The organism is Amycolatopsis sp. NBC_01480 (assembly GCF_036227205.1).
GTDB lineage: Bacteria > Actinomycetota > Actinomycetes > Mycobacteriales > Pseudonocardiaceae > Amycolatopsis.
In genome coordinates this window covers 1,247,925-1,261,684 of sequence record NZ_CP109442.1, presented here as the reverse complement: position 1 = coordinate 1,261,684, position 13,760 = coordinate 1,247,925, and the positions used below count along the sequence as shown (strand labels likewise).

Annotated in this window: 14 protein-coding genes; 9 read left to right on the top strand and 5 right to left on the bottom strand. The window is 71.3% G+C overall.

Annotation, left to right across the window (positions count from 1 at the left end; all coding sequences use genetic code 11):
- The first annotated feature begins 17 nt into the window (after nucleotides 1–17).
- From OG371_RS05745 to OG371_RS05730, 4 genes are all read left to right on the top strand, one after another.
- Nucleotides 18–584 (top strand): TetR/AcrR family transcriptional regulator, encoded by a 567-nt coding sequence (locus OG371_RS05745; protein WP_329066280.1) that lies wholly within the window; start codon nucleotides 18–20, stop codon nucleotides 582–584.
- Between the two features lie 11 nt (nucleotides 585–595).
- Nucleotides 596–1,228: a peptide deformylase gene (locus OG371_RS05740; RefSeq protein WP_329066278.1), complete on the top strand. Its 633-nt coding sequence runs from the start codon at nucleotides 596–598 to the stop codon at nucleotides 1,226–1,228.
- Nucleotides 1,229–1,302: 74 nt separating this feature from the next.
- On the top strand, nucleotides 1,303–2,319 hold the full coding sequence (locus OG371_RS05735; protein ID WP_329066276.1) for an alcohol dehydrogenase catalytic domain-containing protein: 1,017 nt from the start codon (nucleotides 1,303–1,305) through the stop codon (nucleotides 2,317–2,319).
- Between the two features lie 75 nt (nucleotides 2,320–2,394).
- Entirely contained in the window at nucleotides 2,395–3,228 is an 834-nt protein-coding gene (locus OG371_RS05730; protein WP_329066274.1) for an isocitrate lyase/PEP mutase family protein, read from the top strand.
- Between the two features lie 63 nt (nucleotides 3,229–3,291).
- Here the strand turns inward: OG371_RS05730 and OG371_RS05725 are convergent, their stop codons facing one another.
- The 4 genes from OG371_RS05725 to OG371_RS05710 all read right to left on the bottom strand — a co-directional run bounded on the left by OG371_RS05725 (nucleotide 3,292) and on the right by OG371_RS05710 (nucleotide 7,334).
- Nucleotides 3,292–3,717 carry a cold-shock protein gene (locus OG371_RS05725; protein WP_329066272.1) on the bottom strand — a complete coding sequence of 142 codons (426 nt, stop codon included), beginning with the start codon at nucleotides 3,715–3,717 and terminating at the stop codon, nucleotides 3,292–3,294.
- A 168-nt stretch (nucleotides 3,718–3,885) separates the two neighbouring features.
- A complete protein-coding gene (locus OG371_RS05720) occupies nucleotides 3,886–5,256 on the bottom strand; it encodes an NAD-dependent succinate-semialdehyde dehydrogenase (protein WP_329066270.1) in 1,371 nt (456 codons plus the stop codon).
- Nucleotides 5,257–5,364: 108 nt separating this feature from the next.
- Complete coding sequence (locus OG371_RS05715) at nucleotides 5,365–5,859, bottom strand: methylated-DNA--[protein]-cysteine S-methyltransferase (protein ID WP_329066268.1); 495 nt, start codon at nucleotides 5,857–5,859, stop codon at nucleotides 5,365–5,367.
- Between the two features lie 11 nt (nucleotides 5,860–5,870).
- On the bottom strand, nucleotides 5,871–7,334 hold the full coding sequence (locus OG371_RS05710; RefSeq protein WP_329066266.1) for a DNA-3-methyladenine glycosylase 2 family protein: 1,464 nt from the start codon (nucleotides 7,332–7,334) through the stop codon (nucleotides 5,871–5,873).
- Nucleotides 7,335–7,769: 435 nt separating this feature from the next.
- Between OG371_RS05710 and OG371_RS05705 the strand changes: the two genes are divergently transcribed.
- Nucleotides 7,770–8,189, top strand: coding sequence for a DUF5709 domain-containing protein (locus OG371_RS05705; protein WP_329066264.1), 420 nt, complete (start codon nucleotides 7,770–7,772; stop codon nucleotides 8,187–8,189).
- Here OG371_RS05705 and OG371_RS05700 read toward each other — a convergent pair.
- The gene (locus tag OG371_RS05700) at nucleotides 8,186–9,085 is read right to left on the bottom strand and encodes a DUF3800 domain-containing protein (protein WP_329066262.1); all 900 of its coding nucleotides are present in this window, start codon (nucleotides 9,083–9,085) and stop codon (nucleotides 8,186–8,188) included. The genes OG371_RS05705 and OG371_RS05700 overlap by 4 nt on opposite strands.
- Nucleotides 9,086–9,212: 127 nt before the next feature.
- Between OG371_RS05700 and OG371_RS05695 the strand changes: the two genes are divergently transcribed.
- The 4 genes from OG371_RS05695 (at nucleotide 9,213) to OG371_RS05680 (ending at nucleotide 13,754) form a co-directional block, all read left to right on the top strand.
- Entirely contained in the window at nucleotides 9,213–9,461 is a 249-nt protein-coding gene (locus OG371_RS05695; RefSeq protein WP_329066261.1) for a hypothetical protein, read from the top strand.
- 1,483 nt (nucleotides 9,462–10,944) lie between these two features.
- A complete protein-coding gene (locus tag OG371_RS05690) occupies nucleotides 10,945–11,991 on the top strand; it encodes a S1C family serine protease (protein WP_329066260.1) in 1,047 nt (348 codons plus the stop codon).
- Nucleotides 11,992–12,498: 507 nt separating this feature from the next.
- Nucleotides 12,499–13,041: a sigma-70 family RNA polymerase sigma factor gene (locus tag OG371_RS05685; RefSeq protein ID WP_329066258.1), complete on the top strand. Its 543-nt coding sequence runs from the start codon at nucleotides 12,499–12,501 to the stop codon at nucleotides 13,039–13,041.
- Nucleotides 13,041–13,754, top strand: a complete 714-nt coding sequence (locus OG371_RS05680; RefSeq protein WP_329066256.1) for an anti-sigma factor family protein — start codon at nucleotides 13,041–13,043, stop codon at nucleotides 13,752–13,754. The genes OG371_RS05685 and OG371_RS05680 overlap by 1 nt, the downstream gene beginning before the upstream one ends.
- Nucleotides 13,755–13,760 lie beyond the last annotated feature (6 nt).

The following is a 13,760-nucleotide window of genomic DNA, read 5'->3' as shown; positions in this document are numbered from 1 at the left end:
GGTCATATGCTGGCGGGATGCCTCGTCCCAGCGTTCGTGAGGTGATCGTCGAGACGGCGGTCACGGAGTTCCACCGCCACGGGTTCTCGGCCTGCTCGGTCGACACCATCACCCGGGCCGCCGGAGTGCCGAAAGGCTCGTTCTACAACCACTTCAAGAGCAAGGAAGACCTCGGCGCCGAGGTGGTCGCCCGGTATGCGGAGAGCTCCGGATGGCGCGACGGGCACGGCGACCTCGGCCCGCTGGACACCCTCCGCGCCCGCTTCGGCGTGATGCGCGACGTGCTGGTCGCCGCCGACTTCACGCGCGGCTGCCTGATCGGCAACATGGGTGCCGAGCGCGCCGACCACAGTCAGGTGATCCGGGATCAGGTCGCGGCGAGCCTGAGCGAGTGGTCGGGGCACATCGCCGAGTCGATCCGAGAAGCCCAGCGGGCCGGCGAGGTCCCGGCCGACCGCGACGCCGACCGGCTCGGCCGGTTCGTGCTGGACGCGTGGGAGGGTGCGATCATCCGGGCCAAGGTGGCGAAGTCCGCCGCCCCGCTGGACGACTTCTTCGCGGTCGTCTTCGGCTCACTGTTGTAGAGAGGGAGCGCTTGCTCATCGACCTGGTGGACGAACTGCTCGCGCGGCCGCTGCCGTGGCCCATCGTCCAGGCGGGCGACCCGGTGCTGCGAAACCCGGCGCTTCCGTATGAGGGCGAGCTTGCCGCCGGCACCTTGGCTGCGCTGGTGGAAGGCATGAAGGTGACCATGCACGAGGCTCCCGGCGTAGGCCTGGCGGCGCCGCAAATCGGCCTTCCGGTGCGGCTCGCCGTGGTCGAGGACCGCGCCCAGGAACGTCCCGGCGTGCCCGCGTCGACGCTCGAGGCTCGCGGGATCGCACCGCTGCCGTTCCGCGTCCTGGTGAACCCGCGCTACACCCCGCTGGGTGAGGAGCGCGCCGCGTTCTTCGAGGGCTGCCTCAGCGTGCACGGCTGGCAGGCGGTGGTTTCCCGCCCGTTGCGCGTTCGCCTCGAAACGGAGGACGAGACGGGTTCGTTCCTGGACGAGGAGCTGGCCGGCTGGCCGGCCCGCATCATCCAGCACGAGACGGATCACCTGGCCGGAATGCTGTACCTGGACCGCGCGGAGCTGCGCAGCCTGTCCACGCATACCGCGGTCGCCGAGCGCTGGGCTCAGCCGACCCCGGAGAACGCCGCGAAGGAACTGGGCTTCGACTTGCCCTGAGTTCCGCGATTTTTCCGCCCTGCCGGCGGTGGGAACCCCTTGACATGATCTAAGACGACCGGTCATATCAATTCATGACAACTTACCGAGCCTTCGAAGTCACCGGGTCCCGCCAGTTCCGGCTGGTCGAACGGGAGCTGGCCGAGCCGCTGCCCGGTCAGGTGCGGGTCAAGGTCGAGTACTGCGGCGTCTGCCATTCCGACGTCCTCGGTGTCGAGGGGCTGCGGGCCCACCCCGAGCAGCCCGTGGTACCCGGGCACGAGATCGTCGGCGTGATCGACGCCGTCGGCGCCGGGGTACGGGCCTGGCGGGTGGGCGAGCGGGTTGGCATCGGCTTCCTCGCCGGCCACTGCGGCGAGTGCGAGCAGTGTCGCCGAGGGGACTTCGTCAACTGCGCCGATCAGCCGCAGACCGGCAGCGACGTCGACGGCGGGTACGCCGAATACGCGTACGCACGCACGTCCGGCCTCGCCCGGGTGCCCGAGGGACTGTCCTCTGTGGACGCCGCCCCGCTGCTGTGCGCCGGGCTGACCACTTACAGTGCGCTCGGCCAGATCGACGCGTGTCCTGGTTCGCTGGTCGCGGTGCAGGGAATCGGGGGGCTCGGCCATCTCGGCGTCCAGTACGCGAAGGCGCTCGGCCACCGCGTTGCCGCCATCGCGCGTGGCACGGACAAGGCGGAGCTGGCCGCGAAGCTCGGCGCGGACCGTTACATCGACAGCTCCGCCGAGGACCCCGGCCAGGCGTTGCAGGCACTCGGTGGCGCGGCAGCGATCGTCGCGACGGCCGCGAGTGGCGCGTCCATGTCCCCGCTGGTTGCCGGGCTTGCGCCGCGCGGGCGGCTGATCGTCGTCGGCGCGGCGGCCGACCCGATCGAGGTACAGACCTCGGAACTGATTTTCGGCACGCGCACCGTCAGCGGCAGCCTCACCGGCTCGTCGATCGAAAACGAGGACAGCCTGGCGTTCGCGAACGCCCGCGGCATTCACCCGATGACCGAGGTGCGGCCCTTCGCCGAGGCTCCCCAGGCGTACGAGCGCATGCTCTCCGGCCAGGCCCGTTTTCGCGTGGTGCTAGAACTGGGGGCGTGACCGGCGGCCGGTTTTTGTCGGTGCCCGCTGCTAGCTTCTTCCTCGGTCGGCGAGCGCCGGCCGGGGAGGATCGACATGACACTGGAATCGTTGCGGGACAAGGCAAAGGCGTTCAGGGCGGCGCACGAGCGGGCAGTGCTGGTGCTGCCGAACGCGTGGGACGCGGGCAGTGCGGCGGTCATCGAGCGCGCGGGCGCCCCGGCGATCGCGACGACGAGCGGCGGCGTTTCGTGGGCCCTCGGCCGGGGCGACGGGCAGCGGCTCAGCCGGGCGGAGATGGTGTCGGCGGTGCGGCGTATCGCGGCGGCCGTCACGGTTCCGGTGAGCGCGGACATCGAGGGCGGTTACGGGCCGGCGCCGGCCGACGTCGCGGAGACGGTCTCGGCGATCGTCGAGGCGGGCGCGGCCGGGGTGAACCTGGAGGATTCGATTGCGGGCACGCTGAACCTGTTCGATGTGCCGGCCCATGCGGAACGGCTGCGTGCGGCTCGCGAAGCGGCAACGGCGGCTGGGCTGCCGGAGCTGGTGATCAACGCGAGGACCGACGTGTACCTGTTCGGGGTCGGCGCCCCGGAAGGCCGGCTGGACGACGTGCTGGCGCGGGCGACCGCTTATGCCGAGGCGGGCGCGGACTGCCTGTTCGTGCCGGGCCTGGTGGATCTCGAAGTCCTGCGCAGGCTCACTGCGGCCGCCCCGATTCCCATCGCCGCCATGGCGGGTCCGGGTGCGCCCTCGGTTTCCGAGCTGGCGGGCGTGGGCGTCCGTCGGGTCACCGTCGGCACCGTCATCGCCCAGGCGGCGTACACCCTCGCCGAGCGCGCGGCGGCCGAGATGCTCACCAAGGGCACGTATGCGGAGCTGGAGCAAAGCCTGGACTTCGGCACGCTGAACGCCCTTTTCGGACGCTGAGCCGTGATCAGTCTCCGCCGGACGTGGAGCCGGTGGTCGCCGCCGGACCGGCGGCGACCACGGTCACTCCTCCAGCCAGCCGTGGGAGCGTGCCAGCCCCATCACACACCGCCGCACGGCGACGATCTGCTCACCGGTCAAAGAGGACGCTTTGACCAGCAGCTGCTCGGTGAGCTCCTCCAGGAACTCGTGTTCCGGCAGGAGGTCGCCGAGGTCGTCGTCGTGCACCGGACGGCGCTGCCCGCTTTCGACCAGGCTGACCCGCGCGGCCTTCAGGCCCCGGTCGCCCTCTTCGGTGTCGAATTGCAGCTGCACCCCGGGCGCGAGCAGGCGCTTGTCGAAGTGAATGTCATTCACGTGCAGGAAGACATCGTCCCCGCCGTCGTCGGGCGAGACGAAACCGAACCCGCGAGCCTCGTCGAAATGAACAACTTTACCTGTGACCACAGCACTGTCCTCATCCTCGTAAATCCCACCGGACGGAACCACCGCACCGTCGCCAGCAGGATAACCACGAAGGTCGCGCGGGCTTGGAGGCGCATGGCCAAACGACGGCTGTTCCGGGCTGGCGGTCGGTTCGTCTGTCCATCGGAGACGGTGGCCGCCCGCCGCTCCGGTTCGTCGACGGGCCGACCGGAGCGGCGGCGTTGCCGGGGATTACTTCCCTTGCACCCACACGGTTTTCGGGTTCACGAACGAACGCGGGCCGAACGCGGCCAGCTCCCGGCCGTAACCCGAGTTGCGGGTGCCGCCGAAGGGGACCTCCGGCGTGGACTCGGTGAATTTGTTGACGTACATCATGCCGGTGTCCACCTCGGCGATGAACTTCTCCTGCTCGGCCTCGTCGGCGGTCCAGGCCGAGCCGCTCAGGCCGAACGGGGAGTCGTTGGCGACGCGGACGGCTTCGTCGGCGCTGCTGACGCGCCAGACCAGGGCGACCGGGCCGAAGAACTCCTCGTGGTGGCCGGGGGAGCTGTCCGGGATGTTGGTGAGCACCGTCGGCGGGTAGAAATACCCCGGGCCGTCCAGGGGTGTGCCACCGGTGAGGACGTCGGCGCCCGCTTCCACGGTGTCGCGCACCTGTTGGTCGAGCGTCTTCACCGCATCGGCCGAAGACAGCGGGCCGAGGTCGGTGTCGTCGGCCATCGGGTCGCCGATCTTCAACGCCTCCATCCGCGCGACCATGTGCCGCAGGAACTCGTCGGCGATGGACTCGTGCAGCAGGAACCGCTTCGCGTTCACGCAAGACTGGCCGTTGTTCAGCATCCGCGACGCCACGGCCTGCTTCGCCGCTTCCTCGATGTCCGCCGACGGCATCACGATGAACGGGTCGGCCCCGCCCAGCTCGAGCACGCTCGGCTTGACCGCGCCGCCGGCCGTCGCGGCCACCTGGCGCCCGGCGGGCTCGCTGCCGGTCAGCGTCACCGCGCGCACGCGGTCGTCCTCGATCACCCCCTTGACGGCCGAGGACGGGATGAGCAGCGTCTGGAACACGCCCTCGGCGAAACCCGCGCGCAGCAGCACATCCTCGATCTTCAGCGCGCACTGCGGCACGTTCGAGGCGTGCTTGAGCAGCCCGACGTTGCCAGCCATCAGCGCCGGCGCCGCGAACCGGAACACCTGCCAGTACGGGAAGTTCCACGGCATCACCGCGAGCACCGGGCCCAGCGGCTCGTAGCGGGTGCGCACCCGCGCGCCGTCGATCGGCCAGGGCTCGTCCGCCAGCATCCCCTCGCCGTGCTCGGCGTACCAGCGGCAGCCCTTCGCGCTCTTGTGCACCTCCGCGACGGCGGACGCCAGCGTCTTGCCCATCTCGAGGGTCGCGAGCCGGCCCAGCTCACCGGCCTCCTCGTCGAGCAGATCGGCGGCGCGGCGAAGCCAACCGGCGCGCTCGGCGTACGAGGTGTGCCGGTAGCTCGCGAACGCCTCCGCCGCGTGTGCCAGCTTCCCGTCGAGCTCGCGGGCGGTCAGCGCGTCGAACGAGAGCAGCCGTTCGCCGTTCGCGGGGTTCACGGATTCGATGGCCACAGCGCACTCCTTCGTCGGCGGTTCTCACGGGGCGGTTACCCGTCCGCACTCTGCCACCAAACGGCCGCGCATCGCTCAGAACTCCGCCACCGGACAGCCGCGCATCGCTCAGAAGAGTGCCGCGGTGCGGCCGTTTTCGAAGTCGAGCAGCTGCCGTTTGCGCTCGAGCCCGCCGCCGTAGCCGGTGAGGCTGCCGCTGCTGCCGACCACTCGGTGGCACGGCACGATGATGCTGACCGGGTTCTTGCCGTTGGCCAGCCCGACCGCCCGCGAGGCGGCCGGCCGCCCGATCTGCTCCGCCAGCTCGCCGTAGCTGGTCGTCTCGCCGTACGGGATGGTGGTCAGCGCGCGCCAGACCGTTTCCTGGAACGGCGTCCCGCGCAGCGCCAGCGGCAGGTCGAATTCGGTGCGCGAACCTGCGAAGTACTCCTCGAGCTGGGTGATCACGGCGCCGAACGGCCGCTCGTCACGTTCGCCGAACGTCTCGCGCGGCGGCAGGTGCCGTTGCTGTGTCATGTAGACGCCGGCGAGCAGGCCGTCGCGGGCGACGAGGGTCAGCTCGCCCACCGGGCTGTCCAGTATCGTGTGCACTGCGGTGGGCATGGTCGTTCCTCTCACGCGGGGATGCGGTTGACGGCGTGGTCGCCGGTGGCCCACAGGTACTGGACGGCGTACGCGCGCCAGGGCCGCCAGCTTTCGGCGCGCTCGGTCAGTCCGGCCGGCTTCACCGGCAGTCCCAGCGCTTCGGCGGCGAGCTTGATCCCCAGGTCGGTGGCGACAAACGCGTCGGGGTCGCCCAGCGCGCGCATGGCGATGGTCTCCACCGTCCACGGTCCGAAGCCGCGCAGCCCGGCCAGCTGGGCCCGTGCCCGGTCCCAGTCGCCGCCGATGGTCAGGTCCACTTCGCCCGACGTCAGCGCGCCGAGCAGTCCGAGCAGGGTGGATCGGCGTGACTTCGGCATCGCGAGGGTCTCGGGATCGAGGCCGACCAGCTCTTCCGGGAGTGGGAACAGGTGGGTGAGGCCGCCTTCGCGGTCCTCGATCGCGGTGCCGTGGGCCACTACCAGCCGCGCGGCGTGGGTGCGGGCCGCGGCCGTGGACACCTGCTGGCCCAGCACCGCGCGGACGGCGAACTCGTCCGGGTCCGTTGTCCGCGGCACCCGGCGGCCGGGGTTCTTCGCGACGAGCGGTGCCAGCTCGGGGTCGGCCGCCAGCTGCTCGTCCACGGCGACCGGGTCGGCGTCGAGGTCCAGCAGCCACTGGCAGCGGCTGGTCGCCGCCGCGAGGTCGCGCAGGTCGGTGAGGTTCAGCCGGCAGGCGATGTGGTCCGGCGTCGGCCGCAGCGAGACCACGCCGTGTCCGTGGGGCAGGCGGAGCGTGCGGCGGTACGCGCCGTCGCGCCACTCCTCGACCCCGGGCACGGCCGTGGCCGCGAGGTGGCCGAAGAGGTTGTCCGGACACAGCGGCTTGCGGAACGGCAACCGCAGCGAAATCCCGCCTGGTGACTGCTCCGCGCCTTTCGCTCGCGACCGCAGCTCGCTGGGCGTGAGCGCAAAAACCGCGCGCACGGTGTCGTTGAACGTGCGGAGGCTGGCGAACCCGGCGGCGTGCGCGACGTCACCCATCGGCATTTTGGTGGTCTCCACGAGCAGTCGCGCGGTCTCCGCGCGCTGGGCCCGCGCGAGCGCGAGGGGTCCGGCGCCCAACTCGGCGTACACCTGCCGCTCCACTTGCCGGACGCTGTACCCGAGCCGCGCGGCGAGCCCGGTGACGCCCTCCCGGTCGACCACCCCGTCCGCGATCAGCCGCATGGCCCGCGCGACGAGGTCCGCGCGCTCGTTCCACTGTGGCGATCCGGGCGAGGCGTTGGGGCGGCAGCGTTTGCACGCCCGGAACCCCGCCGCCTGCGCCGCCGCGGCGCTGGGGTGGAAGCGCATGTTCTCGACCTTGGGCGGCACCACGGGGCAACTCGGCCGGCAGTAGATCCCGGTGGTCACCACGGCGGTGAAGAACCAGCCGTCGAACCGCTCGTCCTTCGACTGCACCGCGCGGACGCAGCGTTCGGTGTCCTCGTACACGAGGGCCAGTCTGCCTGGGGCGACCGGCAAAACCTCGCGAAAAAACGACATCACCCTTGAGCGCGCGCCAGCGCCGTTGCTGCCGGAGCTGTCCGGGTGACCGGTTCGCCTTTGTCGCCGCGAGTTCACCCGGGCGATCACTGCTGGTGTCCGGCCCGGCGATGTCGTCGGGTGGTTAGCCTCGGTCGGCGCCGCGTGGTGATCAGGAGGGGTTATGAAACGATTCACCTACTGCCGCAGGGTCTTGTCACCTTCGTGCAGTGTGGCTACCGTCGCGACTTGATACGTTTCAATAAGCCCGAACCCGGCGAACAGGGCCAATACCGTCGGCCCGCCCCACTGCGTCACCCATCGGCTCCTCTCTGTGCATGCAGGTGCGGGGAGGATATCGACGCCGCGCAGTAGCCTTCAGGGACGCACCCGAGAGGAGCCGTCGTGGACGACGACATCGAGGACAACGCCGACACCGGCGTGCTGGACTCCGAGGACACCCTGCAGGACGGCGACCCGTACGACGAGGGTTATTCGCCGCCGGAGCGGCCGGTGGCGGTCAACGACTGGGGCACCACGGCCGGCGAGGAGCTGACCGGCGAGAGCTGGGAAGGCCGCCTCGCGCGCGAGGTCCCGGACACCCCGTACGACGAAAGTGACGGTCTCGGCGACAGCGAGGACACCGACGGCGAACTGGTGGACGACGAGGTCGGCGATCTGCGCGCGGGCCGGCTCGTCGCGACCGACAAGGGCTTCGGCGCCGACAGTGACGAGGAGCTGCACGCCTCCGACGTCGGCATCGACGGTGGTGCCGCGTCCGCCGAGGAAGCGGCCGTGCACGTGGTCAGCCCGCGGGACCTCTAGGCAGAGTCTTCGGCCCACACCGACGCCGGGAGCACGTACGGCCGGAGCAGGCCGGTCAGCTCGGCGTCGGCGTGGCCGTGCAGGTGGTCCTCGGCGATCCGTCGCGCGACGCCGGCCAGGAAGTCCGCCACCTGGACGCGCGGGTCGGCGCGGGAGTCGACGAAGCGCAGGTCACGGCCGGGCCCGAGGAGCAGATCGAGCCGTTCCGGGGTGAGCGACTGCTGCTCGTCGTGGACGATGGTGGCAGGCTGCCAATGCGCGACGGTGTCGACGAGCGCGGGCATCAGCGGGTCCAGCGGCGGCACGAGTTTGGGGTTCGCGAGCAGCTGCGCCCGCAGGTCCTCGATGTGCGGCCGCGCCCGCCCGAAGCGTCCGGCCTGCGCGAAGAACTCCGCGGCCGACGTTCCCTCGTGACGCGGTGAAGTGCGCAGCAGATCGGTGAACGAACGCAGGAATTCGGTCCAGCCCGCGGCGCCGTGGGTGCGCGCGCCTTCACGATGCAGGGCGAGGGCTCGCGCGTCCGGGCGCCGGGTGAGGCATTCGGGGTAAGGGACCTCGTCGACGAGCAGGTCCACCACCTTGCCCGCGACGAACAGCGCCTTGTCGGCCAGCAACACGCTCGCGTTGCCCGGGAGCGGTCCGGACGGCCCGAGCAGCCACGCGAGCGCCGCGCGGTTCTTGCCCCTGAGCAGGTGGTTCGCCTTGTACTCCAGCGCGGGCGAGCGGATCCGTTCGCGCAGTTCGGCGACGCAGCCGGCGGCCTCGGCCACGGTCAGCCGCACCCCGGCGTGGGCGAACACGTCCGTGTTCGCGCCGATGAGGTTCTCGCCCTCGGAACCGGACTCGTCGCACGCGATCTCCGCGACGACCCCGGCGGAAGCACGCCTGGGCCGCACGCACCCGGATCCTGCCAGACCGCGGTGATCGCGGCGACCCCGTTTCTCAGGGAACCCCTGGGGTGATTTTCCCGGATGTGACCACGGCCCCCGGCGGCGCACCATGGGGACGGCGAAGGGAGTCGTCATGGTGCTGGCGGAGGAGGAAGTCCGGGCGCTCGAGGACGTGCGGCGGGGGCTGCTGGCCGTCCACAATGGATTCCTGGGGGCGGCGGAGTGCTACCTGTGGTCCGCGGGCGGGCGCGTGCCGCCGTGGGAGTGCCAGGCCCTGGACCGGTTGCTGCGCCGCGGGCTCGCGGCAGTGGCCCGGCGGCGCGGCGCGGTGGACAGCCCGGTGGTGCTGACGGACCTCGGCGCGGTGCGGTTGGCGGCTTGAGACCCGGCCCTGTGCTTGGCGACCTGGCCTTCGTCTCGGTCTCACGTGATGGTGAACGGTGCCGGAACTGCTGCATGTGAGCAGGTCCTGATCGCGGCCGAGTGGTGCTTGCGTGGCCGATCAGGTTGATCCGGATTCCGTTCTGTTCCAAGGACTTTTTGACTCTTTGGAGTTGTGCGCTACGGAGCCTTTCTCGCGGTTCGCGGTGGACGATGCATGACGCCGCGGTGTCTCGCGGGAGTTCGGTGGCATTCGACATGCATCGAGGGCAGTAAGCGACCGGCTGTGGGCGCGAGTTGTTGACCGATTGCCGCGACCGCGATGCAGCTGTTGGCTGGCCGCCGGGACCGCGATGTGGCAGTCGACCGGCTGCCCCGGCCGTGGTGCAGGTGTTGACCGGCCGCTGGGCATGCGATGTGGTTGTTGACCGAATTGGCGCGACTGCGACGGGCCGTCGACCGGCTGCTGGGAGCACGACGCGGTTGGTGGCTGGCTGCCGGGAAGGCGATGTGGCTGTCGGGGGTGCGGGGTGGCCGTGGGCTGGTTGCCGGGAGTGCGATGCGGCTTTTACCGGCCGCCGGGAGGGCGGGTGTGCACCGCGCTCCCGGCGGCACGGCGGTCGGCGGCCGTGGCGGTGATCCCAGTACCCCGCGCCGGCCTGGCGCCGACCTGGTGAAGGGAGCAAGATCAACTCGAACCTAACCCACGGCGCCGGGCGGGCGGCAGTACTCTCCCCGATCGTGTCGGTTGAACCGCGCCGGCACGGGACCCGTGTAGGTGACGGATCGATCCGAGCGGCAGGTGAAAACCCACGATGACCGAGCAGCCGAACACCCCGCTCGGCGCGCCATGGGCGCAGCGACCGGCACAACCCACGGCCTCGCCGCCGAACCCGCAACCTGGCCTGGGGCAAGCGCCGCGCCAGGGACCGGGGCCAGGACCGGACCCGAACGCACTGCTCGGTGCGCCTGGGGTGCCGCAGTCGGCGACCCCGCAGTCAAGCCAGAGCTCGGCTGGATGGCTCGGGTCTGGCCCGGAGCCGGACGGCTCGCGCGGCGCGCCGTGGGCGCAGCCGTCGGCGGACCCGCAGTCGGGCTCGGCTGCGGGACCCGGGGCGGAGCCGGAGGGGCCGGTCGGTGCGCCTGGGGTGCAGCAACGAGCGGAGGCGGCGGCCTTGCAGGCAGGTTCGGGGTCGGTTGCGAGCGGCGGCGTGGGGGCGGACTCGAGCGGTCCGCTTGGTGCGCCGTGGGCACAGCAGCCAGGGCAGCAGCAGCCACCGCAGGCGGGGCAGTGGCAGGCGACGCAGGCCGGGCAGCAGCAATTGCAAGCGGGGCAGCAGGAGTCGCAGGTGGTGCGGCAGGGGGCGCAGCAGCAAGCGGGAGCGCCACCGTCGCCGCCAGGCTCAGGGGGAGGGCCAGGGCCTCGACCCGGGCAGGGGACCGCGGCGAAGCGCAAGCGGTGGCGGGCGTTCGGGATCTCGGCAGTGGTCCTCGTGCTCGCGGTGCTTGCCGGAGTCGCCGTGGGGCACTACGCGCAAGGGCCGGCGCCTGCGCCCGCGCCGGTTGGTGAGGCTCGGGCGGTTCCGGCGAACCTGGACGTCGCGGGGGTAACCGCGAAGGTCAGCCCCGCGTTGGTCAACATCGAGGTTCAGCTGGGGCTTGACGAGGGCGGCGCCGCGGGTACCGGGATTGTGCTCAGTGCCGATGGGCTGGTGCTGACCAACAACCACGTGGTCGAGGGGGCCGTCACGGTGCGGGCCACCGACATCGGCAACGGGCGGGCCTACAACGCCGCCGTGCTCGGGTACGACCGGAGTCACGACATCGCCGTGCTCAAGCTCGACGGGGCGAGCGGGCTGACCGCCGCGCAGCTTGGCGATTCGGCGAAAGTCGTCACGGGCGACGGGGTGGTGGCGCTCGGGAATGCGGGCGGGCTCGGTGGCAAGCCCATCGTGTCGGCGGGGCGGGTGACTGCGCTCGGCCAGTCGATCACCGCGTCCGACGAGACCACCGGCGCCACCGAGACCCTGACCGACCTGATCCAGGTGGACGCCGACATCCAGTCCGGCGACTCCGGCGGCTCGCTGGCCGACGCACAGGGACGCGTGATCGGCGTCGACACCGCTGCCGGGGCGGGTTACCAGTTCGAGGAGGGACAGCGGGCGCACGAGGGATACGCCATCCCGATCAACCAGGCCGCGGCCATCGCGGCACAGATCGTGGCCGGGCGGGCCTCGTCGAACGTCCACATCGGACCCAGTGCGTTCCTCGGGCTGACCGTGGTCGACGGGGGCAACGGCTCGGGCGCGCTGATCAAATCGCTGGTGGCCGGAAGCCCCGCGGCGAAGGTCGGGCTGAAGCCGGACCTGCTGGTCGTCGCGATCGACGGTCAGCCCGTGCAGTCCGCGACCGCGCTGATCACCGTGATGGACACCCATCACCCCGGTGACCAGCTGAAGATCACCGTCGCCGGGCAGGGCGGCCGGCAGGCCACCGCCACGGTGGTGCCGGAGAACGGGCCGGTCGGCTGAGGTCCGGCCGGCCCAGAAGGTGCCGAAGGACGGGCTGGACGGCGAGGCCCGGCGGGTCAAGAAGGGCAGGAAGACGGACCGGTCGGCTGAGGCTCGGCGGGCAAAAGTGCCGGAGAGCGGGCCGCTTGGCTGAGGTCTGGCGGCCCCAGAAAGTGCCGGAGAGCGGGCTGGTCGGTTGAGGCCGGGCCGGTCGAAAAGCCCCGAAGAGCGGGTCGGCCTGCTGAGACCCGGTCGGTCAAAAAGCGAAACCGGCGGAATCGGCGACAGTGGGCCGAACTGGCCGAACTGCCCGTAATGTCCTGGCACGAACGGGCAGGGTTCGATGTCCGAAGGACACCTCGCACCCGACCGGCGGACTGGTCCATTCGAGGGACGTGTTCACTGGCCCGTGGCCGGCATGGCCACCGTCAGTGGATACGAGCCTCGTGGGGGACGGCCGTTCGCGCTGTCCTAAAGTTCTGCGCAACACGGCGGGGGTGACTTCGCCGGTTCGGGAGGGTGGTCCGGATGGCCGGGTTGAGAACCCGTCACCGCCAAGAGGTGGCCGACGAGGCGCTCGTCCGCTCGTTGTTCGAAGAGCACGGCAAGGCGATGCTCGCCTACGCCACCAGGCTCCTCGGTGACCGCAGCGCCGCCGAGGACGTGGTGCAGGAGGCGCTGGTGCGCGCTTGGCGCAACCCGGAGAGCCTGGTCAATGGCAAGGGCTCGGTGCGCGGCTGGCTGCTGACCGTGGTCCGCAACCTGGTGATCGACAAGGTCCGGGCCCGCGACGCGCGGCCGGCCGAGGTCGCCGAGTCGCCGACCACCGTTGCCGTGGAGCGCGACCACTCGGACCAGGTCGTGGACTCCATGGTGGTGCTCTCCGCGCTGGACGGGCTGTCCGCGGAGCACCGTGAAGTCCTCGAGCAGATGTACTTGCACGGGCGGACCGTGACTGAAGCCGCCGAGAAACTGGGTATCCCACCGGGGACCGTGAAATCCCGCTCGTATTACGGCCTGCGTGCGCTGCGCGAGCTGTTCGGGAACCAGCGGGCGGAGGGGGTGGCCTGATGGGCAAACACGACGAGCACGCGGACGTGGCCGGCTACGTCGCCGGCGAGCTGTCCCCGAGCGAAACACAGGCCGTCGAGGCCCACCTGGCCACGTGCGTGGACTGCCGCACCGAGGTCGAGTCGCTGAACGAGATGCGGGAGTTCCTCGGCGCGCTGCCGCCCGAGGCGCTGCTGGACGGTCCGCCCGAGGGCGGTGACCTGCTGCTTCAGCGCACGCTGCGCCAGGTGCGCTCGGAAGCGCGCAGTTCGGCCGGACGAGGCCGGTTCGTCGCGGTCGCGGCCGCGGTGGTGGTCGTCGCCGCCGCGCTGGGCGGTGGGGTGCTGGTCGGCCGCGCGGGCTCGGGCGGCGCGGCGCCGGAGGCCGGGGCGGGGCAGCAACCGCCCGCTCCCGCGACGTCGAGCGCGGTGCCCGGCACGAAGGTCGTCACCGGCACCGGGCCCGGGACCAAGCTGACGGCGAGCATCGTGCCCGCCGCGGGCTGGGTCAAGGTGGAGGCGTCCGTGAGCGGCATCCCGGCCGGGCAGAAGTGCCGGCTCGTGGTGGTGGGCAAGAACGGCGACCGCGAGATCGCCGGCGGCTGGCTGGTGTCGGAGAAGGCATCCCGCGAGGGCGCCAAGCTGTACGGCTCCGCGCTCGTCGCCCCCGCGGACGTCGCCTCGGTCGTGGTCGAGAACACCGATGGGCACGAGTTCGTCCAGGCGGACGCCTGACCGGTC